The organism is Paenibacillus sp. D9, assembly GCF_001188365.1.
Taxonomy (GTDB): domain Bacteria; phylum Bacillota; class Bacilli; order Paenibacillales; family Paenibacillaceae; genus Paenibacillus_O; species Paenibacillus_O humicus.
In genome coordinates this window covers 5,059,178-5,082,843 of sequence record NZ_JZEJ01000001.1, presented here as the reverse complement: position 1 = coordinate 5,082,843, position 23,666 = coordinate 5,059,178, and the positions used below count along the sequence as shown (strand labels likewise).

Sequence of the window (23,666 nt, the reverse complement as noted above, 5' to 3'; positions counted from 1 at the left end):
GAGTCCCGCTCTCGGCAGCCGGCCGCCCAAGCTCACTTCAGCTGTTGCCCTCTGATGCCCGGACGGCCGAAAGCCTGAGCACGTCCCCCGCCCTGGCATCGAAACGGTACCGCCCGTCCTCGAAAATGAATTTCTTGGGCAGGCCGGCGCCGTCCACAGCCGCCAGCTCCCCGCCATGCCGGATGAAGAAGCTTCCGCCGTGCGTGAAGCGCAGCTCGGCCTCGGTCAGCCTTCCTCCCGCCCACGACAGATCGCATTCCGCTCCGCCTCTGGCGCGCAGTCCCGTCACTCGTCCCTCCGGCCACTCCGGCGGCAGCGCCGGCAGCAGCTTCAGCTCGCCTCCATGCGACTGCAGCAGCATCTCGGCGACGCCGGCCGTGCCGCCGAAGTTGGCGTCGATTTGGAACGGCGGGTGATCGCCGAACAGATTGGGATGGACCGCATGGCGCAGCAGCTCCATCAGATGCTCATGCGCCTCGCCGCCTTCGCCCAGCCGGGCCCAGAAGTTGAGAATCCACGCCCGGCTCCAGCCGGTATGGCCGCCCCCATGGGCAAGCCGGCTTTCCAATGTCGTCCGCGCGGCCTCAGCCAGCTGCGGCGTCCGCTCCGGCGTAATCTGCTCGCCGGGATGCAGCGCGAACAGATGGGAGATATGCCGGTGGCCGGGCTCGGGCTCCCCGTATTCCTCCGACCATTCTAGCAGCTGGCCGCGGCTGCCGATCTCCGGCTCGGGCAGCCGGCGGCGCGCCGCCGCCAGCCTTTCGGCGAGCTCGGCGTCCACGCCAAGCTCAGCCGCGGCTTCCTCGCAGGCCGAGAACAGCGCATGGAGGATCTGCGAGTCCATGGACGGACCGATGCACAGCGCGCCCCGGTTGCCGTTAGGGAGCTCGTACATATTTTCCGGCGATACGGAAGGTCCGGTGACGAGCCTGCCGCGGCCGTCCTCAAGCAGCGTGTCGAGGAAAAAGCGCGCCGCGTCCTTCAGCGTCGGATAAGCCCGATGCTCCAGAAACCGGCGATCCGGCTGATAGCGGTAATGCTCCCACAGATGCAGGGAGAGCCAGGCGCCTCCCGTCGGCCAGATGACCGCGGGCACCCAGACGCCGACAATGCCGGTATCTCCCCACATATTGGTCGCGTGATGGGCGACGAACCCTTCGGCTCCGTACATTTCCCGTGCCGTGACGGTGCCGTTTTCGCGGAGGCGGTCGAGCAGATCGAATACGGGCTCGTGGGTTTCCGCCAGATTGCAAACCTCGGCCGGCCAATAATTCATTTGCAGATTGATGTTGAGATGGAAGTCGCTCTCCCACGGCGGGGTGAAGCTTTCGTTCCAGATGCCCTGCAGGTTCGCCGGCAGCGATCCCGGGCGCGAGCTCGAGAGCAGCAGGTAGCGGCCGTAGAGGAAAAAGAGGCGGACCAATCCGGGATCGCTTGCTCCTTCCCGCAGCAGCCGCAGCCGGACATCGGTCGGCAGAGAGTCAAGCGTCCGCCCGGTTTCCAGCATCGTTCCAGACTCTTCTTCCCTGAATGGCTTCCGTCCCTGAGCAGGCTCCTGCCCGGATGAGGGCTTCATCTCCCTTCCAGAACGGCCATCCGCCTCGTCCGTCCCCGCTCCCAGCTCCAGCGTTACGCGGCCGTACAAGGCGCGATGAGCGCGCAGATGCCGCTCCCGAACCTCGTCATAGCCCGCCTCCAGCGCCGCCTGCACCCGTGCCAGGCTTTCCGCCAGCGGATCCTCGCTGCGGAAGGTCGTGGCCGCTGCGAGGTACAGCGTCGCCGAATCCGCTCCGTCGATGAGGATCGCATCGCCGAGCAGGCGGCAGCTGCCGCCCTCGGCCTCCGCCCGCAGCACGGCGGCGTAGCGGACGCCGTCCGGCCCGCACTGCCCTTCCATGGCGACGCCCCGCTCCAGCTGCGTCATGCGGCCCTCGAACGGCCGGCGCGTCATGCCGGCCCGCAAGGACAAGCCGCCGGGTATGCTCCCCTCGATCCGGACTGCGATCACGGCATGCGGCTCGCTCGCGAAGACGGTCCGGGTACGCTCCTCTGCTTCCCAGCCGAAGCGGGTTACAGCCGCCGCCTCATCGAGGCGCAGCTCGCGAATATATCGCTCTGCAGCCGCAGGCTCGCCGGGAAAGCGGATAAGCAGCTCGCCCAGAGTCTGGTAGGGAGCGAGATGGCCGGACTGCGTCATTACGGCTGTCATCGCCAGCTCCTCCGCCTGCTCCGGCTCGCCTGCGAGCAGCAGCTCGCGGATGCGCGGCAGCTGCTCCGCCGCGTCCGGGCTCGATCCGATTCCCGGGCCGCCGTACCAGAGGGAATCCTCGTTGAGCTGGATCCGCTCCTCGCCGAGCCGGCCGAACACCATCGCTCCAAGCCGGCCGCTGCCGATCGGGAGAGCTTCGGTCCAAGCGCCCGCAGGGGCTTCGTACCAGAGCGCATCCCGCGAGGCGGGCTTCAGCCTCTCTCCATTTGTCCGAGCTGTCTTGCCTTGCATTTGTTCCGTCGTCATGTTCGAGGACTCCTTTAACCGGTAGTGGCGCATCCCGTCTGGAGCGAAGCCCCGCGCACGGGGCTCTGCCGCGATGAGCGCATGAATGCCTGATTAGGTCATTCGGGACGCCCGGGCTCAGTCCTGCCTGATCGGAGAAACCTCGACCGGAAATCCTCCGCCGCGCATCGAGGCCGCCGCGGCGGCGCCGGCAGCCACGCTCATGCGTCCCGCCTCCGGCGTGGCGACAGGCTCCCTGCCGTCGAGAATCATGTCCACGAAGTCGCGGCAGATTTCCGGATCCGCCCCGCCGTGTCCGCCGGCGGCTTCCTTGATCTCATAGACGATATCGGAATGCTCCTGCCACTCTCCGGATTTCCGGGTCTGGACGTACACCTTGTTGTCCGGCTCGGAATTCTCCATCCTGCCCTTGGTTCCGATGAAGACATAGTTGCGCTGATAATCGGGCGTGAAGTGGCATTGCAGATAGGAGGCCTTGATGCCTCCCTCCAGCTCCAGCATGACCATGCTGTTGTCCTCGACGTCGATTTCCTTGCGGAAAGCGCAGCGGTCCATGCCGGGAATGAACTGCGCTTCCGGGCAGGTCTCCTTCAGCTCGCATTGCGGGCAGGTGAGCGTATCCGGGCAGGAGCCCCCGTAATAATCCAGCCCGCCGATGGCGGATACCCGCTTCGTATACCGCCCGGTGATCCAGTGGATGATGTCGATGTCATGGGAGCCCTTCTGCAGCAGCAGCGACGTCGTATTGGCCGAATTGCCGTGCCAGTCGTGATAGTAGTAGCTGCCGCCCCGGCCGACGAAATGCCGCACCCACACCGCCTTGATCTCTCCCAGCACGCCGGAATCCGCGATTCCTTTCATTGTCCGGAACATGTTCATGTAACGCATGTTGTGGCCGGCCATGAGCCGCTTGCCCGACTTCCGGGCTGCCGCCAGAATCCGGTCGCAGCCTTCCGTCGTAATCGCCAGCGGCTTCTCGCAGAACACATGCTTGCCGGCGTTCAACGCGGCTATGGCGAACTCCTCGTGATAACGGTCGGGAGCCGTGACGGCGACGGCGTCGACATCCTCCCGCGCCAGCATCTCCCGGTAGTCGGTCGTCACGAACGCGTCCGGATTGATCTTGCTCCTGAACTCCTCCAGACGCTCCATGCTGATGTCCGCTCCCGCCGTCACGACGGACCGTCCGTCCGGCTGATGCCAGCAGCCCGCCAGATATCCTCTTCCTCCTACGCCGATCATGCCGATTCGAACCTGCTTCATGGTGGATGGCCTCCCAGCCGAAAATAGGTAAGGCCAAGGCGGAAGTAGACTCCGCCTCAGCCTGCTTGCTCATGGAAAGGTGATGCCTGAATCTAAACAGACTCGCTGTGAATGGGCTGTCTATGCCTCTCTCTTTAAGCAGCCTATCAATGAAAAGGGCTGTCCATGCCCATCTCTTGAATAGACTATTGATGACTGGCGCTGTCTATCCGACTCCTGAAGAAACCGCCAGCACCCGTCTGCCGAGCCTTGCAAGAAGCCGTTTATGCCCGGCTCCCGGATGCCTTCGGCCGGTCTGTCAGCTGGAAGCCGTCAATACGATGCGGGAAATCTGCTTCTCCCAGCTGTCGGCGCCGCTCAGCTCCACCTTCAAATATTGGGTGCCGGCGGGGAGAAGGCTCTGGGCGCTGTACTGCTTGCCGTACCATTTGCTGCCCGTATAAACTCCTGGCGTGCTGACATGGACGACCGGAGTCCAGCTGACGCCGTCGGAAGAGGAGTAGAATGCGACTCCGTCCCAGATGCTGAATTGATAGAGCGACGCATTGAAGCCCGTCATTCCCGGCAGCTTGTAGACGAGGCTTTCCGTCGTGCCGGCCGTACGCTTGACTCGCGAGGCGTCCCCGTTGTAATAGATCGCGTTGGTCGAATCAAAGGCCAGGCCGGCCGTATGGGCGAACGTCTTCGACCAGTCGTTCAGCTCGTCGGTTACCGTCGTGACGGCGGGAGCAGGAGATCCGTTCTGGCCGGTGAACGTCACGACGCTCTTGGCCGGAATGCGGGTCTGGTATTGCCCTCCCGACAGCGGTATCGCTTGCCCCTTTGCCAGGCTCAGACTGTCATTGGTCGTAAAAGGCGTGATGGATCCCGCGCTGAAGCCGGCCGGAGTCAGGTTGAGCTCCGCCGTGGCGTCGCTGTCGTTGACGGCTACGATGACGAATTTGCCTGTGGCCGGATCCTTGTAGGCGGACGTGTACAAGCCCGACTGCGGGCTGTCCGGCATGCCGATGCGGACGTAGCCCGGACGGATGAACTTGCTGTAGTTGCCGATCGTATAATAACGCTTGGTCAGCTTGTAGGTGCCGGCGGCCAGATCGACGTTGATGAGTCCCTCGTCGTTGTCGCCTGGAATCGCTCCCGTCCAGTACAGCCAGGCGTTGACGCCGGTCTTGGTCATGAAGGTGTGGAGCTGCTTGGCGAACTTCAGCCCCGAGCCCATCCCGGGATCGTAGCCGTCGACCTTGGACACCTCCGTCATCCATACCTTTTTCCCTTTGGACTGGGCGGTAGCGAACGGATCGGACGGCAGCTCGGCGTTCACGACCGGAACCGGGTAATTGTGCCCGGCGACGATGTCCAGCCTCTCGGCGGACAGCGGATCGTTCAGCGAATCCTTGACGAGATCCTCGGACCACCAGGAGGACTCGCCCACGATGACCTTGGTGTTCTGCACGCCTGCCGCGACCATCGCCTGCTTGAGGTGATCCTTGAGAAACACCTGGAAATTGGTGGAGTTCCACTGGCTGGAGTCCCAGCTGAGGAAGGTCATGGAGTTCGGTTCATTGGCCACGGACACTCCATACATGTCAATGTTGTACAGAGCCTTGTACTGCTTGACGAATTGCGAGAGCAGCGCGGCGAAGTCGCCGTAGTTCTCCTGCTTGAGATAACCGCCGTTGGTCGTCTGTCCGTTGGTCTTCATGTAGGCGGGAGGGCTCCAGGCGCTGGCGACGATCTTGTCCACTCCCCGCGCCTTGGCCTGCTGCATGACCCATGCCTGATCCGGATGCAGGCCGAAGCTGTACTGGCCCGGCGCCGCGCTGTAATCGGAGAATACCGCTCCGCGCAGGATCGACAGCCCGATGCCGCTGTCCTGCCGGAACAGCAGATCCATCACTTGGCTGCGCTGAGGCTCCGGCAAGTCATAGACCGCATTGGACCATCCCGCCTGCGAAGCCCCGATTCCGTCGATCGACTGCTTGACGTCGGTCCAGTTGATCGAGGCGCCGGCCGCCGCCTCCGCTCTCGGCCCCGCCGCCCCCATGAGCAGCGTGCCGGCGACTGCGGCCGCCAAAACCGTTCTCCCCGCCCTTTTCCTCCACCGTTCTCTCATCATTCCTACCGCCTTCCCCATTGAATTGGCAGATTGCAGATTATGCGATGCGAGCTTGTGCATGCGGCCTTGAAAGCCGCATCTACATTGTAGGGAGGACGGGGCGCCGTCCTCTACCTCGATCGTGACTTTCTGCTGACAGCGGCATGACTAGTTGGGAGAGGGGCATGGGGGGATTTACATTTTCCGGATGTCATGCTAAGGTAGGAGCATCATCGTTAGTTAGCATTCACTAACATTATGGCAGGCTTGAGAATGGAGGTTCCGCATGGAGTCGGATGCCGCACAGAATGACTTCCGCAGCACCAAGGACCGGCTGCTGTATGCGGCCGTCGACCTGATCGCCGAACAGGGATACAAGGGCACCACGACCAAGGAGATCGCCGCAGCCGCAGGCGTGAGCGAGATGACGCTTTTCCGCCATTTCGGGAGCAAGCAGAGCCTGCTAGAGGAAGCGCTGGACCGATTCCACTATGCCGGCAAGATGCGCTCGATTTTCGCGGAGCAGCTGACAGGCGACCTCTACGCCGACCTTTTGCTCGTCGCCAGCTCGTATCATGAGATCATGAACCGCAACCGCAAGATCCTGAATATCATCATGAAGGAAGGCAAGCAGATTCCGGGCTTCGTCGAGCGCGCGCACAAGCATCCCCAGGCGCTGCGGGAGATGCTGACGCTCTATTTCGAAACGATGCAAAGGGAGGGCAAGGTGCTTCCCGGCGACCCTCTGGCTCATTCAGCCGCATTTTTATGGATGCAGCACGGCGCTTTTCTGAACACCCAGCCGGGCAGCTCGGCCATCGCCGACCTTTCCATATCCGCTTTTATCGAGAGCAGCGTCCGGTTGTTCGCTAGGGCTTTGACGCCCTAGCCTTTTTTCAGCCCTCGATGTTAGCGAATACTAACATCCACTCACATACCCACGAAAGAAGGAAATTGGCCATGGAAAAAGAACCGGCTTCGCAAACCGCCGCTCTGGCGGAATCCGGCACTGCAGGCTCGACTGCTTCCGCTGCAGGCTCGACTGCTCCTGCAGCAGATGACGGGAGCGCCAACAAGCTCGTCCGCCTGCTTTGCCTCATACTGCTCTTCTCTGTGATGAACGTCACGATGTTCAACATCGCTCTGCCGGACATTTCGCGTGCGTTCAGCCTCCTGCCGTCGGAAGCCGGCTGGGTCGTCACGGGGTATTCCATCATTTACGCGGTCGGATCGCTCACCTACGGCAAGCTTGCCGACAACTTTCCGCTGCGCCGATTGCTCACCGTCGGCCTCCTGTTGTTCGCCGGCGGCTCGATTCTCGGCTTCCTGTCGCAGAACTATGCGATGGTGCTCGCTGCGCGTTTCATTCAATCCGCCGGCGCTTCCTCGATCCCGGCGCTGGCTACGCTCATCCCCATCCGTCTGTTCGCGCCTGAGTCCCGAGGACGGGTGCTCGGCATCATCGCCTCGGCGATCGCCTTCGCCTCCGGTGTCGGTCCGATCGTCGGCGGCTTCGTTTCGGGATGGCTGGATTGGCGCTTCCTCTTCCTGCTCTCCGTCTGTCCTCTGGCGACGCTTCCCTTTCTGCGCAAATGGCTGCCGCGGGAAGATCTCCGCCCCGGCCGGTTCGATTTTTTGGGCGCCGCGCTGCTGACCGGGGCGATGGCCGCCGCAATGCTGGCCATAACCCGCTGGAACGGCTTGCTGCTGGCGGCCGGCGCCGTGCTGCTCGCGCTGTTCGTCATCCGCATTCGCTCGTCCCGGCATCCGTTTGTCCAACCGGGCGTATTTCGAAACGCCGGCTTTCGTTCCGGGCTTGCGATCGGCTTTCTGACTTTCGGCTCCTCCTTCGCCGTCACGTTCCTGACCCCGATCATGCTCAGTGCGGTCAGCGGGGCGAGCACCGCCGAGATCGGCCTCATCCTGTTCCCTGCTGCGATGAGCGCCGCGCTGCTCGGCCGGTACGGAGGCCGGATGGCGGACCGGAAGGGAAGCCTGCCGGTGATCGTCAGCGCGTTCATCCTTCTGACCGCAGGCATGCTGGCACTGTCGACCTTCAGCGGCCATGCCGTCTGGATCGTCTCGCTCTGCCTCATCTTCTGCAATGTAGGCGTTTCGTTCTACCAAGCCTCCATGACCAAGCTGCTCGCCTCCACGCTGCCGACGGAACAGACCGGCGTCGGCATGGGCATCGTCACCTTGACGAATTTCATGTCCGGCGCAGTCACAGGCGCTGTCGTAAGCAAGATTGTGGACGGCTCCGAGGCCGGCAGCCCGATCAACCCGCTGGCGCTAGAGGGGACGTCGGCGCTGTTCAGCAATGTGTATCTGGGACTGGGCGCGGTGGCGCTGCTGAGCCTGACGCTGGTCTACTTCGTTTTCGTCCGCCCCGCAAAAGCCGCAGCCTCGGCAACGATCGGAACCGGCGCCTGAACTGGAGCGAGGCTCCGGCCTCTGTGCGGCAGGTCAGAGCGGCATCTTTTCGTAAGCGAACAGGAAAGGCAGCCCTTCAATAAGAAGAGCTGCCTTTTCGGGCGTCAAGCCGCCATTATTGCCGGCTTTGCCGCGCTGCCTTTCCTTCACTCCTCCGCAGCGAGCCCGTCTCCGCCTATCGCCAGCTTGCGGTGCTGCTGGGGTCCGACGCCGTATATTTTCTTGAACATCTTGGAGAAATACGAAAAGTTGTTGTAGCCCATCCGGCGGGCGACCTCGGAGATCGGCACGGAGGAATGCGCGATGACCTCGCCGGCGATCCGCATCCTCTCCTGCAGCAGATAGTCGGTGATGGAAAGGCCCGTCTCCTTCTTGAACAGCCGCGAAAGGTAGGCAGGATTCAGGAAGCAGTACTCCGCCAGCATCTCGCGGGTGATGTTTTCGCCCAGATGCCCGGCAATGTAGGCCTGCAGGCGGCCGATGACCGACTCGCCATGGTCCAGCGTCTCGTTGAAGCGGCGGAGCATGTCCAGCGCCCACGCCTCCAGCTGGGGAAGGGAACGCGGCGGCCCTTCCAGCGGCTGGTCCGAGCCCAGCTCATGGGCGGACAGCCCTTTTTTCTGCAGCACGTAGAGCATCACCTGAAGGAAGCCGAGATAATAGGCTTGAAGCTCCGCGCCGCCCATGCTCCGGTCCGCCGCCATCTCCGCGAGCGAAGAGCGCAAGAGCGCCTCGACCTCCCCGATCCGGCCTTCCTCAAGCAGCATCGCCCAGGCATTGAATTCCGGAAGCCTCGCCTGCCGCCGGCCCTGGCGGTGATCCTGCGGCCCGGCATCCCCGCGCAGCCAGTTCACCGGCTCGGAGCGGCTAAGGTTGTCGTATTCCTGAAGCAGCAGCCTCCTGTACATCGAAGCCAGCTCCTTGAGCTCTGCCGGCTCTCCGAGATAACACGAAATGCGGCAGTTCAAATGATCCATGCAATAGGCCGCGTATCGGACGCACAGCTGTCCCGCCTGCGCCAGCAGGGAAGCCGGAGCTTCCCCGCCGCCGTAGAGGATCGCGACGATCGCTCCCTGCTTGGTCTGGATCACCTCTCCTCTTCCTCCCTCCAGCAGGAACTCCTTGGCCGACTGCCGGATCGCATACTCCAGAATCTCCTCATCGCCGGCTCTGAGCTCGCGGTTCCAGCTCTCCACGCTGATCAGCACCGGCAGCAGCTTCTCGCCCGGCGCCAGCTCGACGCCGTGCGCCTCCATCAAGGAGCGCTCATGGTCGCGGGAAATGGTGATCCTCTTGGCAAGCAGATCGTACCAGAAGCGCTCGCTGAGCAGCGTCTTCTGTCTCGGCCACAGCTCCTGATAAGGCTGGAACCGGTCGCGGATCTCCCTTTCCTTGCGGGTCTGGCCAGCCCGCTCGAGCGCTCTGCCGAGCGTCTCCTCCAGCACCTCGTAGCCGATCGGCTTCATCATGTAATCAAAGCTGCTGAGCTGGATCGCCCGCTTCATGAACCGGAAGTCCGCATGGGCCGTGAGGAAAATGACCTCGGTGTCGGGATGGTGCTCCCGCACCCACTCCAGAAGCTCGATTCCGGTTCCCTTCGGCATCTCGATATCGCAGATCATCACATCGATGCGGCATTCGCCGAAGACGGCGATGGCCCCTCTCATGTTGTAGGCCTCACGCACATCGCCGACTCCCAGACGGGTCCACTGGACTCCGTCCTTCAATCCCATGACGGCATACATCTCATCATCCACGATCAACACGCGATACATCGATGCCACCTCCGTTAGATTGGTTCCTATGCGCTCCGTCCAAAGGCAGAACGATGACGATCCGGGCGCCTCCGGCCTCCCGGTTCGAAAATTGCAGGCTGGCGGAGCTTCCGTACAGGAGCTTCAGGCGATGATGCACATTCCATATGCCGAGGTGCTCGTCTCCCGAAGCCTCGAAGCGCCTGCCGCTCTGCAGCTCCTTGAGCACCTCTTCCGGAAATCCGCTTCCGTTGTCCTCGACGACGACCTGGAAGCTTCGGCTGCTGCCGTCCGTCGGCATCATCCGCTCCATGCTCCGGCCGTCCCCGTTCGTTGCTGCGCTACGTACGGTGCTCCGGCCGCCTCCGTCTGTTCCCGCCCTCTCCTCGGATCCGATTTCATTTCCGTCCGCTCCGCCGCTCTCCTTGAAGATCTCTCTGATTCCTCCCTCGCCCGCCCCCGCTGCCGCTCCACCGGGATAGTGCACCGAGATGCCGATGCGGAAAGGCTCGTCCATGAAATCAAATCCATGCTTGACGGCATTCTCGATGAAAGGCTGCACGAGCAGCGGCGGCAGCTGCTGCTGCTCCAGCTCCTCGTCGATGTCGATATCGAAGTCGATTTTTCCCGGGAACCGAAGCTGCTGGATGCGCAGGTAGCTGTCCATATGCTCCATCTCTTCGCCGACCGCCACGAGCGAGCCCGATATGCGGGTAGTGAAGCGGAAATATTTGACCAGGTTGAGGCACATCGACTGGATCAGGCCGAAATTGCGAATCTGGGCCAGGCTGTATACGACATTGATGCTGTTCAGCAGGAAATGGGGATTGATCTGCAGCTGGAGCTGCTTGAGCTCCGCCTTGTGCACCCGGATCTGCTCCTCGTACACATTGATCTTCAGCTCCTCGATCTCCTGCACCATATCGTTAAAGGTTTCGTTAATGATGGCGAATTCGGTCGAACGGGCGGGACTGAGCCGGTATTTCCAATCGCCGCGCTTGATGGTGCGCATCCCGCGGATCAGGGTGTGCATCGGCTTGATGATGACATGATTGAGATAGAGCACGCACAGCAGCAGCAGGAATCCCGCCAGGAAAGGCATCAGGCTGATGTAGGTCCGGTATTTGGACAGCTTCTGGAGAAGCCGCTGCTCCGGAATGAAGGCGCTCAGCGTCATGTCGGTATCCTTGACCCGGTTGCTCACGACCAGATAATCCTCCTGCTTGAGGTTCAGCGTCTGGTAATCCCGCTCGGGGGCGACACGCAGCGAGCCCGCTTCCGAGCGGGTCAGCGGAGAGGCGAGCACGAGGCTGCCGCCGCTGTCGGAGAAGGCCGAGAAGCCGTTCTGCCCGAGCTGGATCAGCTCCAGCGGCACGCTCAGGCTCTCCAGCTTCACGAAAGCTCCCAGATAATAGCCGTACCCCGAATCCACGAGCCGGATCAGGGCATGCTTGTCCCCGTAGCTGACCAGCTTCCACTCCCTCAGATACGGGCTGTCCGGCTTCGCTTTCGATACGACGTCATAGATGGACTGCTTGATGAGATCCATTTCCTCCAGATACAGCGTCCGGATGACGGTGTTGAACATTTCCTTGGTCTCCGTGGAATAGACGAACTGCACGTCCACGCTGCTGTCGTACCGGTGATAGCGGGACAGGCTGATCAGAATCCGGTTTTTGGCCAGCTCGTATTCGATCCGGTCGTTGCTCTTGCGGGTGTCCGAGAGCGCGAGGATATTGGGATCGTCCATCGCCAGATTGTACAGGAAGTTCGTCTCCCGGCTGAGCGAGGTCTGGATCTGGTTGGAGTACAGCGTCACCATGTTCTTGTTGGATTCGGCCACCTGCTCGCGTACGACGCTCGTAGCGGCCAGATTGTTGTAGATCAGGATGAACAGCAGCGGAACCGAGAGCAGGCCGAAGCCAATGGCGAGCTTGAAGCGAAGGGAGCGTTTGCTGGACAAAAGTACCGCCTCCGGGTCAGAGATACAGGAATGAGGGGAATGATTTCTTCTGGCTATTATCGCATACTCTCAACCTTCCGGCTCGCCGCTCACGCTGACGGCGCCGGAACTTGCAGCTATTCCGGGCAAAACCCAAAAAGGAAGGAAGCGGCGAATTTTTTTCGCCGTTCCTTCCGTGCCTATCGCTTATTTCCGGGTTTTCGCCCATTCGTCAAGCTGCCGCTGAAGCTCTTCCTTGACCCTCGCGAAGCCTGCCGCATCCCGCTTCTTGCGGTATTTCTCGATGATTTTCGGACGGTTCTCCAGTGTGGCCCCGTTGAGCAGCGGCTGGAACTCCTTGTCCACGTTCGCGATGGAGGCCAGCTCCGCCTTCACCGGCTCCTGATCGAAGGTGAAGCCGAGGGCGATGGAATGGTCCGCGCTTTTGTTGAACTCCTCGAACTTCGCCCACTTCTGCGGATCTTCGTTGTCCCACAGATAATCCTTGAACTGATCGCCGAACATCCAGCCGCCCGGGTTCGGATAACCGGTCGTTTCCGCGGTGACGCCATCCGGATAGCCGATGATGTTGTCCGATTTCTTCACGTAGTGGACGCCTTCGATGCCCCAGACGAGCATGTTCAGCAATTCCTTATCCGTATAAAGCATGTTGAGGAACATCATCGCCCGGTCCGGATCCTTCGATGTCCGCGAGATTGCGAGCATCGCGCCCTGCGCATCGCCCGTCACCGTGAACGGCTTGGCGATTTCCACCTGCACGAGATCCACTCCCGACGTCACGCTCAGCTCCTTGTCCTTGCCCGGCTTGAGCGACTGGGCGACGGAGAACGCTTTGCCGGCCTTGATGAGGTTCAGGCCCTGATCGGCATCCGAGGTCAGGTAATCCTTGTCGAAATAACCGGCCTTGACCCATTTGTCCATCTTTTTGTCGAACTCGCTCGGCTCCTGGCCAAGCGAATCGACGGCCTTCAGCTCCGTGCTTCCACGCGGAATGCCCAGTCCCGTGACGAGGGAATCCGAGTTCGCCGCCGACCAGATGCTGCTCAGCTTCAGGCTGACGATCGGGGTGACGCCGGGCTCGTTCTTCTTGACCGTATCGAACATCGTCTCGAGATCGTCGAGCGTCTTGATGCCGTCGGTGTTGAAATGGTACTTGTCGACCAGCTTCTTGTCGAGCACGAGACCGAAGCCTTGGGCGAATTCCTTGTGCGTCGGCAGGCCGTACAGCTTGCCGCTGATCTTGGCTCCGTTGATGAAGTCATCGCCGAGCACGCCCTGAATGTCCTTGCCGTTTTTGGCCATCAGTTCTTCGAGCGGCAGGAACTGGCCCTTGGACACGTCCTTCGCGTAGTTGAACCAGCTGGCCGTGAACATGAGGTCGAACGGCTCGTTGGACAGCTTCATCAGGTTCGTCTTGTCGTCCCATGAGCCCCACTCGATCGGCTTGAGCTCGATCGTCGCGTTGATCTTCTCGGTCAGATACTTGCTCATGGCATCCTGCACCATCTGCAGATCCTTCGGCGCCGAGCCCGGGTAGACGAGCGTAATTTTGTAAGGCTTGAGGCCGCCAGCCGCTCCGGCGCCCTCGGCTCCCGCATTGGCCGTGCCGGAAGCCGAGTTGTCCGCTTTCCCTCCGTTGTTGCCGTTTCCGCAGCCGGCCAGCGCCAGCATGCCTCCGAGCGCCAGCATGGACAGCGTGTAAATGGACTTTTTCATTTGCTGAACCCCTTTCGTCGCAATCGTTATGCTTGTATGGAAGGAGAGCGTCCGGCTTAACCTTTGACGGCGCCGCTCGTGATGCCGCTGATATAGAAGCGCTGGAAGAACGGATACGCCGCCAGCAGAGGCGCCACGCCGACGACCGCGAAAGCCATCCGGACCGTCTCGCGGGGCATTTTGGCCAATTGCTCGCCTGCCTGGGCGTTCGATCCTGCCTTCATGATCAGATACTGCACGTTATTGAGCGTCTTCGTCATCAAATACTGGATATTGTACAATTCCTGCTTGTCGATGAACAGCATGCAATTATACCAATCGTTCCAGTAGGCGAGGACGTTGAACAGTCCGATCGTGGCGACGATGGGAAGAGAGAGCGGGATGACGATGCTTTTGAAGATCGTCCATTCGCTCGCTCCGTCGATCGTAGCGGACTCCAGGATGGAGTCCGGAATCGAAGTGGAGAAGAAGCTGCGCATGAGCAGCACGTTGAAGGCGCTCAGCAGCAGGTTCGGGATGATCATCGACAGCAGCGTGTTTTTGATCCCGAACATGTTGACGTAGGTCAGGTACCAAGGGGCCATCCCGCCTCCGAACAGCATCGTGAAGAAAAGGAAGAAGCTGAGCGTTCGGCGGAAGGGCATATCCGGCCGCGACAGCGGATACGCATACAGGCAAGTGATCAGCAGGCTGACCACGGTGCCGATGAGCGTGACGGCGATCGTCACTCCGTACGCCTTGGCGATGGTGGAGAAGTCGTTGAAGAGGAAGGAATACGCCCCGGTGCTGAATTCGCTCGGGAAGAGCGAGTAGCCGTGCTTCAGAATCGATTCCTCGCCGGATATCGAGACCATGAACACCAGCAGGAACGGCACGAGCGAGAAGAGCACGAACAGCCAGAAGAACAGATGGATGAACGGGTGTCGGGAATTCATTGCTCCGGTCATGTTGCGGAAAGCCTCCTTTCTCAGAAGAGCGAGCTGTTCTTGTCGTAACGTCTTACGGCGAGGTTGGCGCCGAGGATCAGGAAGAAGCAGACGACGGATTGGTACAAGCCTGCTGCCGAAGACATGCCGATGTCGCCCAGCTGGACCATGGCTCGGTAGACGAAGGTGTCGATCGTATTTGTCGTCGGAATGAGCGGACCGGAAGCCATCGTCACCTGGTAGAAGAGGCCGAAGTCCGAGCGCAGAATGCTGCTGACGGCCATGAGCGTCATGATGAGGATGACCGGCATGATGAGCGGCAGCGTGATCGCCGTCATCTGCTTCCAGCGGGTCGCCCCGTCGATTCTGGCGGCTTCGTAGTATTCCTTGTCGATGCCGATGATGGCGGCGAAGTAGATGATCGACAGGTAGCCTGCATTTTTCCACGCGTTCACGATGACCAGGATGTAAGGCCAGTAGCCGGCCTCGCTGTACCATGCGATGGAATCCTTGTGGAAGTATTTCGTCAGGATCGTGTTCACCAGGCCGCTGTCCTGATTGAGGAAGCCGTAGACGAGGTAGGCGACCACGACCATGGAGACGATATGCGGGAGCAGGAAGGTGCTCTGGTAGAAGCGGGAGATGGCCTTGCCCTTGATCTCGTTGATCAGAATCGCGACCAGAAGCGCGAATACCGTATTTACGAGGATGAAGACGACGTTGTATAGAATCGTGTTTCTTGTGATCGTAAAGGCGTCCGGAGAGTTGAACAGGAACTTGAAGTTGTCGAGGCCCGTCCATGGGCTGTCCCAGATTCCCTTGTCGTAGCTGAGGGTCTTGAAGGCAAGGACGACGCCGTACATCGGAATGTAGTTGTTGATGATGAGGTAGACCAGTCCGGGAACCGTCATGATCAGCAGGGCCCGGTATTTCTTCAGCTTGCGCAGAAAGGCGCCCGTTCTCGTGCTCCGCCGGACTTCAGCCGCTTGCTCGACAGCCGTCTCCAACTCTATCCGCCTCCCTATGTTGTCGTGTATCCGGCCGTTGCCGTTCATGCGGCGCGGCGGCTTATGGACTCATTATAGGGATTCGCCGGACGGGCCAGCTACTAGGATCATGACTTCCCGTTGCCACGCTCGTGACTTGTTGGTCCGGCGGCGCCGGATCGTATTGACGGTGCTCTCCGCCCTCTTTATGCTAGCGGTGAACACGGGATCCGGCGGCAGCCGGCGTCCCCTATCCAATCCAAGGAAGGTGACATAGTGGCAAAAGATCTGGCCATCATCAAGAGGGTATTTATTTTAGGCATGGACGGCGCCGGCAATTTCATCCAGCAGGCGCAGACGCCTTTCCTGGACCGCTTCCTTCCGCAAGGCGCTTACACCTGCGCGGCGCAGGCGGAAACGCCCACGATCAGCGCGGAATGCTGGGGCTCCGTGCTGCATGGAGTCGTTCCGGCCAAGCATGGGCTGACCAATGAGATCGCGGCCTCGGAGCCTTATCCGGCCGATTCCCCTTATCCTTCCCTGTTCCGTCTGGCGCGGGAGCAGCTGCCGCAAGCCAAGCTGGCTTCCTTCACGGGCTGGGGTCCGATCAACGATGGCATTATTGAAGCGGATGCCGGCGTCGAGAAGCTGTCCCGGCCCGACGCAGAGCTCGTCTCCGAGCTGATCCGCTACCTGGAAGCGAATCCGGATGTATCGCTGCTGTTCCTCCAGCTCGATGAGCCGGATGGCTCCGGCCACCGGTTCGGCTACGGTCCGGACTCCCCGCATTACCTGCAGGCCATCTCCGAATGCGACCGCCTGCTCGGCAGCGTCGTGGATGCCATCGGGCGGCTCGGACTGCTGCAGGACAGCCTCATCCTCCTGCTCACCGACCACGGCGGCGGCGGAGCGGACAAATTCAGCCACGGCAGCGAGCACGAGATGGACAAAAATGTCTTCTGGGGCTGTGTAGGACCGGGAATCGCCGCCGGCCGGCTTCAAGGCCCCGTCAGCATCAAGGACACTGCCGCCGTGGCGGCGCATGCGCTCGGGCTGCGGCTGCCGGCCGGCTCGGATGCCCGCATCCCGGACGGACTGTTCCGGGCATGAGGAGCCGCAAGCCTCCGCTGCGCTTCCGCGGGGACGGCACGTTCACGATCGTGCAGTTCTCCGACACGGAATTTTGCCGCGACGATGACGAAGAGCGGCGCATGGCGGCCATGATGGAACGGATTCTGAAGGACGAGGACGCCGATCTGGCCGTGTTCACGGGCGATGTCATTGCCTCCCTCGGCCATCCCGATCCGGTCGAAGCGTTCCGCCGGGCATGCCGGGTTCCGGAGCAGGCAGGCGTGCGGTGGGCGGCCGTATTCGGCAACCACGACTCGGAGGGGATGGTTACCAGGGAGCAGCTGCATGCCCTGCAGCTCGCTTATCCGCTCAACGCGGCCAAGCCCGATCCGCCGGGCATCCACGGCAGCGGCAATTATGTGCTGACGGTGATGGGCTCGGGAGCCGGGACTGCGGGGGCGGACGGGGATTCAGGAGTAGACGGGGATTCAGGGGCAGATTGGGCTGCAAGGGCTGCAGAGGCTGTAGGCGGATACGAGGATGCTGGGGCAGATGGGAATGCTGCATGCGCAGGTCGGAAATCAGGCCAGTTGGCTGGAAGGAAATTCATCGGGAACGAACCCGGCCAGAGGCTCAACGGTCCGAGGGGAAGAGCAGTATGCGTAGCCGGGTTTGACTCCAACTCTCCGGCTGCCGCTCTGTATTTCCTGGACTCGGGAAGCTATTCGCCGCTGGAGTACACGCGGATGGGCTTCTACGATTGGATCCGCCGCGACCAGATCGACTGGTACGTCTCGCAGTCGCAGGGGCTGACCGAGGACAACGGCGGCGTTCCGCTGCCTTCGCTGGCCTTTTTCCACATCCCGCTGCCGGAATACAACGATGTCTGGGATTTCACCGTCTGCTACGGAGAACGGAACGCCGATTTTTCCTGCGCTCCATGGATCAACTCGGGCATGTTCGCCGCGATGATCGAGATGGGAGACGTCGTCGGCACCTTTGCCGGGCATGACCACGGCCATGATTACTGGGGAGAATGGCATGGCATCCGGCTCAGCTTCGGGCGGACGACACGCAATGGCTACCTGGACCGCCCGTTCCTTCCCGGCGCCCGCGTCATCCGCATGCGGGAGGGCAGCCGCGAATTCGAGAGCTGGATCCATCTGGAGGACGGGACCGTCATCCGGGAGCAGCAGCGCCATGAGCCGACAGGCCGCACTCCGCAGATCGGCGCGATGGGACTGGACAAGATCTATCCAGGCGCCTTTTGATTGAATACTCTCCATTTCTGCTGATCGTCGGGCTGCTCGGCTGTATGAGTGTAGCCCAGTTTATTAAATTTATCGCTTTTATCGATATTATATTGAATCTCTAACTCTACATAAGTCTGCTATCGGACATACGTTCCGCTATTCCTGTGATTTGAAGGCAATTTCATCTCTATCGGACATACGTTCCGCTATTTCAAAATAAATATTTGCATACCAATAGAATTTCATAGAATAACGGATCGTATGTCCAATAGCTATGCCCAATCTACGATTTCCCTCCAAATAGCGGAACCAATGTCCGATAGGCAACCGGGCGATGAGCAGTCGGGCGATCTGCAGTCGGGCGTTCTCCAGCCGGACGTTCTCCAGCCGGACGATCTGCAACCGGGCGATCTGCAGCCGGGCGTTCTCCAGTCGGGCGATCTGCAGTCGGGCGTTCTCCAGCCGGACGTTCTCCAGCCGGGCGTTCTGCAACCGGGCGATCTGCAACCGGGCGATCAGCAATCGGGCGTTCTCCAGCCGGGCGTTCTGCAACCGGGCGATCTGCAGCCGGACGTTCTCCAGCCGGGCGTTCTCCAGCCGGGCGTTCTCCAGCCGGGCGTTCTCCAGCCGGGCGTTCTCCAGCCGGGCGTTCTGCAACCGGGCGATCTGCAACCATGCCATCAGCAACCGGGCGATCAGCAATCGAGCCATTCGCAACCGGGCGATCAGCTCGGGCGATCTGCATCCATACAATCAGCATCCAGGCTCTATGCAACCTGTCCATCAGCAGCCGAGCGATCAGCAACCGCACATTCAACACCCTTGCGAGCAGCACACATGCACATGCGATCGACAGCATGCGATAAGCAGCCTCGGTCCCCGCTGTATTCGCTCGAAGCGATAAGCGCTTGTCTTTGTCTGATTTTCATTTTCAGTCAAGTGTCCAGCTCTGAGAGTCCGCACATGAAAAGTGCGCCAAAAAGGCTCCCTGCCGCTGAGGAAGAGGAGCGGAGAAAATCCGCTATTTTCACGAAAGAAGGTGCTTCATGAATATTGGCTTGAAGTCCATGTTCTATAAATACAAACGTTCCGTGAATTGGTGGGATCAAGGCCAAAAGGATGCGGCGGTCAAACATCTGGATCTGCGCTGCTGCCGCCGGGACAGCGCGGCCTTCCAGGCGGTCGTCAGCTCGGACGAGGAGGATTTCCTCGCGACCGCGGGCCGCGACGCGCTTCTGTGGAAGGGAGGCCCGCTCAAGATCATCCGCTGCGAGCTGGACACGGACGCTCCCGTCCGCACCGAGATCAGGTGGGTCGGGCTCATCGGCGACGACAACGGAACCCCGACAGCCGACGCGCTGCTGGACGATGTCCATGTTTTCGTGGCGAAAAGGAGCATCCAGCCGGTCTGGGTCGAGCTTCACGCTTCGGAAAGCGCTGCTCCTGGCAGGTACTCCGGCCGCATCCGCTTTTATGCGCACACAATGTTCGAGGACGAGGTCCTCGTCGAGACGCTGAGCTTCACCCTCGCGATTTCGGAGGCATCCCTGCCGGAGCCGTCCGACTATTCGTTCTACCTCGACTTATGGCAGCATAACTGCAACATCGCCCGCAAATACGAGGTTCCGTATTGGTCGGACGCCCACTTCGACCTTCTGGACCGCTACCTGCACAGCCTCGGACAGCTGGGCCAGAAGGCTCTAACGCTCATCGTCTCCGAGGAGCCGTGGAGCGGCCAAAGCTCCTTCATCGACGCGGAGCCGTCCGACCTGAACGAATACAGCATCGTGCCGGTTCGCAAGAGCATGGACGGACAATTCCACTGCGACTTCTCGGCCATGGACCGGTACGTGGCTCTGGGCGAAAGCCACGGAATTGCGAGGGAAATCGAGATTTTCGGCCTCATTAATATTTGGACCAATGTCCATGCCGGCTACGGCGGTCTGATGGAGGGACATCCGGACGCGGTCCGTATCCGCTATTTCGACGAAGCGGAAGGCTGCTTCCGGTTCATGAGGAAAACGCAGGAGTTCGCGGAATATGTGAGCATGTTGGAGGCTCATTTCAGCGAAATGGGCTGGACGCAGCGAGTGCGCATCGTCGCCGACGAGCCGGAGAGCATGGACGTCTTCCGCCAGTCCCTGGACTTCCTCCGGACAACCGCCCCATCCCTGCGCTACAAAGCCGCCATCAACCATACCTCGTTCATCTCCGAGAACATCGAAGGCATCGAGGATTACGTGCCGGCGCTCAACTGCGCGGCCGAGGAGCATGAGAAGCTCCTCAAGCTTAAGCGGGATTTGAACGGAACCGTCGCTTATTACGTCTGCTGCAGTCCCGAAAAGCCAAACACGTTCCTGTCTTCTCCGGCGATCGAGGCCAGAGTCATCCCCTGGCTCGCCGAAGGCTTGCAGCTGGACGGCTTCCTGCGCTGGAACTATACGGTCTGGCCGGATGATCCGCTGCGCAAGCTGTCCTACCGGCCGACGATCTGGAAGGCCGGGGACACCAACTTCGTCTATCCCGGCAAGCTTGGCGCCCCCCTGCTCTCGCTCCGGTACAAATGGCTCCAGCGCGGCATCCGCGACTACGAGTACATGCAGCTGCTCAAGCGGAGCGGCCTGCAGGCGGAGCTGGATGGCGTGCTTGAGGGCGTCCTGCTCTTCCGCAGTCCGCAGGAGCTGTCGCCGGCTTCCGGCCTCAAGGCCGAGCAGCTGTACAGCTTCAACCCGGAACATTACGACCGTCTGTACGAAATCGGCGTTCCGCAGCCTGCATCATCATGAAAAAACCCGCAGCATAAGCCTTTCGGCCGTTGCTGCGGGTTTTTATGCGAGTGCTCAGGAATAGCTGACCGAGAACTGATTGCAGGTGAACGAAGCATTCGGAGAGGAAGTGATCTCAAAGCCGAACTGCACGCGGTTCACGATTTCATTGCCCATCCAGCCCTTGCCCTTGATCCAGTTGAGCACGGCGAGCACATCGACCGTACCGGAGTTCGTATTGCTTGTGCGGACGAACGAAAAGACGTCGTTGGAACCGTTGCTTCCCTTGTAAACGTTCCATGTATGGCCGCCGACACTCACGTTCGTATAAGCCGCGACAGGATTTCCATTAGCATCCCAGGAGCCTGCGATCGGGCCGACCGCGCCGGATTTGTTCATCCAGAGCATGATTTCATGGGCGTAGTTGCCGGTCCAGATATCGTAATCGGACGAATAGCTGGAGCCGCTGCCGGGAACGGTCACGTTGAACGAGCTGGTCAGGCTTTTGAGGGAACCGAGCGCGATGCCGATATCCTTGGTGCTGTTGGGATAGGACTTCACGCCCCCGGTGGAAGGCTGGTTCGAGGTGACGCCCCAGTTGCTGTAGGAATTGGCCCAGATCGTCTGGGCGCCGGCTCCGCTGCCCCATACATTGTTGTAGACGATATAACCGCCATTGCTCCAGTTGCCGTATTTGTCGGACGAAGTCCAGGCAGCCGCATATACGGCGGATGCAAAAGCGGAAACGCATAAGGCAGCGATGACAGCCGACGGAAGCAGCCGCTTCATTTTGTTCATGATCTATTCCTCCGCTTCAAATGGGGATGGGACCAAAAAACGGGTAAGCATGAAGACACGCAAATGCCCGACAGAAATGATATTCCCTCGTGAACGGCATCACCTCCTGAGAATGGATCGCTACGCACAACGCGACGAATCGCGGTCATCCCTTCACGCTGCGCGTCGCCATAACGTTGGCCCTAGACTCTGATGCAGCTGAAATACAACCTTGTAAGCGCTGTCAAATCTAGGCAAAATAGATTGTAGCATTCCCGCTGTACAGGAGATACCCTCTGAATCCGCACAAAAAGCCCCTCCAAATCGGACATGAGGCTGTCTTTTCGGGAGGGGACGGATGGCTTGCGTTCATCAGAGACAGGCCTCTACCGGACAGGGATCTAGCCCATCACGGAAGCAGCCTCTCTAATGACTTTAACCCATCATCGAGGCAGCACTCTAATGACTTTAACCCATCATCGAGGCAGAACTCTAATGACTTTAACCCATCATCGAGGCAGAACTCTAATGAATTTAGCCCATTATGGTGGCAGCCTTTCCCTAATGCTGACAACATGCTGGCAGGAAAAGGATGTATACTGGGAATCAGAACCATCCTGGCGCACTCCAAGCTTAAATACAATCCAAGGAGGAATTCCAATGTTGAAATCATTGCCTTCCGTCTCTCTTCGACCCTATGCAAAGGACGATTTCTATCTGCTTCAGCTTGCCAACGCCCCTGACATGACCCGTTATATCGGAGGACCGGAGTCTGAGGAGAAGGTTGGCAAGCGGCATGAGCGCTACTTGGCTCTGCAGCATCACGCCACCGACCGGATGTTCAGCATTGTCCTTCCGGATGGCACGCAGGCAGGCTGCATCGGCTACTGGGAACATGTGTGGAACGGGGAGAGCGTCTATGAGATGGGCTGGTTCACGCTGCCCGCCCTTCAGGGACAGGGGATCGGAACGGCTGCGCTTAAGGCTGCGATCGCTGCCGCCGCCTCCGACGGGCATTTCAGCCATGCATGCGCATTCCCTTCCATCTCCAACCTTCCGTCCAATGCGATTTGCCGCAAAGCCGGCTTAAATCTCGTCGGCGAGTGCCGGTTCGAGTATCCGAAAGGCAGCTTTATGACCTGCAACGAATGGCGCGTAGAGCTTGGGAACGGCTGATCTCAGCGGGATAGAGCGCTTATTCCGCTTCCAGACGATGAGCGGGAAGGAGACGATAGCAAGCCCATTCTCTATCGCTCAGCCGGAAGCCGGAACAAGCATTACCCGGGAAATAGTCCCTTGGACCTTAGCGATTCGACATGAATATCATCGGTTCGCGCGCGGAATCGAGACGTCCCATAAGCTTCAGCATGGTGGACTCCGATATCGCGACACAGCCTGCCGTCGGCTGCGAGGCGCTTCTCCATAGATGGAGGAAAATCGCGCTTCCTTTGCCCGCAACGATGGGATGAGTATTGTACTCGATCACCATGGCGTATCGGTACAGCGGCTGCTTGAGCCGCTCGAAGGAATTCCACAGGCGCGAAGGATCCCCATCGGTGCGGATCCAGCGGTTGTAATCCCGAGATTCGGGATCGTCGATCCAATAGTCCGAGCTGTCCGTTATCGTATACGGCATCTTCAGTCCCGGCGGCTTTGCCGAAGCGCCAAAGGTTTTGCCCAGCTTGAACAGGCCTTCGGGGGTCTTCCCGTCCCCCTCCTTCTCCTTGCCCATGCCTCCGCGGCCGATCACGGCCGGCGCCTCTCCGAGCGTGCGGGTCCAGCGTCCGCCCTGCTTTTCCCACAAGGCCAGCCTGGCCTTGAAGCCGGAGGAAGCTGCCGCCACGACGACGACCTGCATGGAGCCCTGCCGATCCGCTTCGGCTTGCCACTGGGCGTTCCGGGCCGCCGCCCGCCCTCCTCCCAGCAGCGAGATGCCGATGCAGCATGCCGTGACCCAAATGACCGGTTTCTTCGACATTGCCCTCTCTCCTTTCGATAAGCCTCTATTCACCTATGTAACCTTGAACAGACTCATTCAAAAAAGTTCCTCAAAAGGGCTGGGCAGCCGAAGCTCCTCGATCTGGAGTCTGCAAAAAAACGCCGGACCTCCTCTCAAGGTGTCCGGCGCAACAGATAGGCAGGCAATGTT

17 protein-coding genes are annotated in these 23,666 nt (G+C 60.4%); 6 read left to right on the top strand and 11 right to left on the bottom strand.

What is annotated here, in order from left to right; translation table 11 throughout:
* Nucleotides 1–37: 37 nt before the first annotated feature.
* From VE23_RS22680 to VE23_RS22670, 3 genes are all read right to left on the bottom strand, one after another.
* The gene (locus VE23_RS22680) at nt 38–2,515 is read right to left on the bottom strand and encodes a glycoside hydrolase family 95 protein (RefSeq protein ID WP_049869223.1); all 2,478 of its coding nucleotides are present in this window, start codon (nt 2,513–2,515) and stop codon (nt 38–40) included.
* A gap of 117 nt (nt 2,516–2,632) precedes the next feature.
* Nucleotides 2,633–3,778: a Gfo/Idh/MocA family protein gene (locus VE23_RS22675; protein WP_048745046.1), complete on the bottom strand. Its 1,146-nt coding sequence runs from the start codon at nt 3,776–3,778 to the stop codon at nt 2,633–2,635.
* A gap of 298 nt (nt 3,779–4,076) precedes the next feature.
* The gene (locus VE23_RS22670) at nt 4,077–5,894 is read right to left on the bottom strand and encodes a glycoside hydrolase family 30 protein (protein ID WP_198156207.1); all 1,818 of its coding nucleotides are present in this window, start codon (nt 5,892–5,894) and stop codon (nt 4,077–4,079) included.
* Between the two features lie 265 nt (nt 5,895–6,159).
* Between VE23_RS22670 and VE23_RS22665 the strand changes: the two genes are divergently transcribed.
* Together VE23_RS22665 and VE23_RS22660 are read left to right on the top strand one after the other, a co-directional pair.
* Nucleotides 6,160–6,762 carry a TetR/AcrR family transcriptional regulator gene (locus tag VE23_RS22665; RefSeq protein WP_021880795.1) on the top strand — a complete coding sequence of 201 codons (603 nt, stop codon included), beginning with the start codon at nt 6,160–6,162 and terminating at the stop codon, nt 6,760–6,762.
* 71 nt (nt 6,763–6,833) lie between these two features.
* Nucleotides 6,834–8,306 carry an MFS transporter gene (locus tag VE23_RS22660; protein WP_049869222.1) on the top strand — a complete coding sequence of 491 codons (1,473 nt, stop codon included), beginning with the start codon at nt 6,834–6,836 and terminating at the stop codon, nt 8,304–8,306.
* A gap of 146 nt (nt 8,307–8,452) precedes the next feature.
* Here VE23_RS22660 and VE23_RS22655 read toward each other — a convergent pair whose 3' ends face one another.
* The 5 genes from VE23_RS22655 to VE23_RS22635 form a co-directional block, all read right to left on the bottom strand.
* Nucleotides 8,453–10,081, bottom strand: a complete 1,629-nt coding sequence (locus VE23_RS22655) for a response regulator transcription factor (RefSeq protein WP_048745049.1) — start codon at nt 10,079–10,081, stop codon at nt 8,453–8,455.
* The gene (locus tag VE23_RS22650) at nt 10,056–12,023 is read right to left on the bottom strand and encodes a sensor histidine kinase (protein ID WP_049869221.1); all 1,968 of its coding nucleotides are present in this window, start codon (nt 12,021–12,023) and stop codon (nt 10,056–10,058) included. Before VE23_RS22650 ends, VE23_RS22655 begins: the two co-directional genes overlap by 26 nt.
* 186 nt (nt 12,024–12,209) lie before the next feature.
* Nucleotides 12,210–13,739 carry an ABC transporter substrate-binding protein gene (locus VE23_RS22645; RefSeq protein ID WP_048745050.1) on the bottom strand — a complete coding sequence of 510 codons (1,530 nt, stop codon included), beginning with the start codon at nt 13,737–13,739 and terminating at the stop codon, nt 12,210–12,212.
* Between the two features lie 56 nt (nt 13,740–13,795).
* Nucleotides 13,796–14,686 carry a carbohydrate ABC transporter permease gene (locus VE23_RS22640; protein ID WP_094248351.1) on the bottom strand — a complete coding sequence of 297 codons (891 nt, stop codon included), beginning with the start codon at nt 14,684–14,686 and terminating at the stop codon, nt 13,796–13,798.
* A 20-nt stretch (nt 14,687–14,706) separates the two neighbouring features.
* On the bottom strand, nt 14,707–15,672 hold the full coding sequence (locus tag VE23_RS22635; protein ID WP_048745051.1) for an ABC transporter permease: 966 nt from the start codon (nt 15,670–15,672) through the stop codon (nt 14,707–14,709).
* Between the two features lie 255 nt (nt 15,673–15,927).
* On the opposite strand from VE23_RS22635, the gene VE23_RS22630 reads away from it, so the two are divergent.
* Together VE23_RS22630 and VE23_RS22625 are read left to right on the top strand one after the other, a co-directional pair.
* Complete coding sequence (locus tag VE23_RS22630) at nt 15,928–16,761, top strand: alkaline phosphatase family protein (protein WP_232317020.1); 834 nt, start codon at nt 15,928–15,930, stop codon at nt 16,759–16,761.
* Entirely contained in the window at nt 16,758–17,993 is a 1,236-nt protein-coding gene (locus VE23_RS22625) for a metallophosphoesterase (RefSeq protein ID WP_021882443.1), read from the top strand. The genes VE23_RS22630 and VE23_RS22625 overlap by 4 nt, the downstream gene beginning before the upstream one ends.
* Nucleotides 17,994–18,131: 138 nt before the next feature.
* Here the strand turns inward: VE23_RS22625 and VE23_RS22620 are convergent, their stop codons facing one another.
* Complete coding sequence (locus VE23_RS22620; protein ID WP_198156206.1) at nt 18,132–18,677, bottom strand: pentapeptide repeat-containing protein; 546 nt, start codon at nt 18,675–18,677, stop codon at nt 18,132–18,134.
* Nucleotides 18,678–19,021: 344 nt separating this feature from the next.
* Between VE23_RS22620 and VE23_RS22615 the strand changes: the two genes are divergently transcribed.
* Nucleotides 19,022–20,761, top strand: a complete 1,740-nt coding sequence (locus VE23_RS22615) for a DUF4091 domain-containing protein (RefSeq protein ID WP_049869217.1) — start codon at nt 19,022–19,024, stop codon at nt 20,759–20,761.
* A 54-nt stretch (nt 20,762–20,815) separates the two neighbouring features.
* Here the strand turns inward: VE23_RS22615 and VE23_RS22610 are convergent, their stop codons facing one another.
* The gene (locus VE23_RS22610) at nt 20,816–21,538 is read right to left on the bottom strand and encodes a GH12 family glycosyl hydrolase domain-containing protein (protein WP_049869215.1); all 723 of its coding nucleotides are present in this window, start codon (nt 21,536–21,538) and stop codon (nt 20,816–20,818) included.
* 639 nt (nt 21,539–22,177) lie between these two features.
* Here VE23_RS22610 and VE23_RS22605 point away from each other — a divergent pair.
* A complete protein-coding gene (locus VE23_RS22605) occupies nt 22,178–22,693 on the top strand; it encodes a GNAT family N-acetyltransferase (protein WP_021880674.1) in 516 nt (171 codons plus the stop codon).
* 127 nt (nt 22,694–22,820) lie between these two features.
* On the opposite strand, the gene VE23_RS22600 is transcribed toward VE23_RS22605, so the two are convergent.
* Complete coding sequence (locus VE23_RS22600; protein WP_232317019.1) at nt 22,821–23,495, bottom strand: L,D-transpeptidase family protein; 675 nt, start codon at nt 23,493–23,495, stop codon at nt 22,821–22,823.
* Nucleotides 23,496–23,666: the final 171 nt, after the last annotated feature.

What these genes read in the sequence shown, in the direction of transcription:
- VE23_RS22615 (WP_049869217.1), top strand. Translation starts at nt 19,022, where the DNA reads ATGAATATTGGCTTGAAGTCCATGTTCTATAAATACAAACGTTCCGTG.
- VE23_RS22645 (WP_048745050.1), bottom strand. Translation starts at nt 13,739, where the DNA reads ATGAAAAAGTCCATTTACACGCTGTCCATGCTGGCGCTCGGAGGCATG.
- VE23_RS22665 (WP_021880795.1), top strand. Translation starts at nt 6,160, where the DNA reads ATGGAGTCGGATGCCGCACAGAATGACTTCCGCAGCACCAAGGACCGG.
- VE23_RS22640 (WP_094248351.1), bottom strand. Translation starts at nt 14,686, where the DNA reads ATGACCGGAGCAATGAATTCCCGACACCCGTTCATCCATCTGTTCTTC.
- VE23_RS22660 (WP_049869222.1), top strand. Translation starts at nt 6,834, where the DNA reads ATGGAAAAAGAACCGGCTTCGCAAACCGCCGCTCTGGCGGAATCCGGC.
- VE23_RS22625 (WP_021882443.1), top strand. Translation starts at nt 16,758, where the DNA reads ATGAGGAGCCGCAAGCCTCCGCTGCGCTTCCGCGGGGACGGCACGTTC.
- VE23_RS22605 (WP_021880674.1), top strand. Translation starts at nt 22,178, where the DNA reads ATGTTGAAATCATTGCCTTCCGTCTCTCTTCGACCCTATGCAAAGGAC.
- VE23_RS22670 (WP_198156207.1), bottom strand. Translation starts at nt 5,894, where the DNA reads ATGATGAGAGAACGGTGGAGGAAAAGGGCGGGGAGAACGGTTTTGGCG.
- VE23_RS22675 (WP_048745046.1), bottom strand. Translation starts at nt 3,778, where the DNA reads ATGAAGCAGGTTCGAATCGGCATGATCGGCGTAGGAGGAAGAGGATAT.
- VE23_RS22600 (WP_232317019.1), bottom strand. Translation starts at nt 23,495, where the DNA reads ATGTCGAAGAAACCGGTCATTTGGGTCACGGCATGCTGCATCGGCATC.
- VE23_RS22610 (WP_049869215.1), bottom strand. Translation starts at nt 21,538, where the DNA reads ATGAACAAAATGAAGCGGCTGCTTCCGTCGGCTGTCATCGCTGCCTTA.
- VE23_RS22680 (WP_049869223.1), bottom strand. Translation starts at nt 2,515, where the DNA reads ATGACGACGGAACAAATGCAAGGCAAGACAGCTCGGACAAATGGAGAG.
- VE23_RS22655 (WP_048745049.1), bottom strand. Translation starts at nt 10,081, where the DNA reads ATGTATCGCGTGTTGATCGTGGATGATGAGATGTATGCCGTCATGGGA.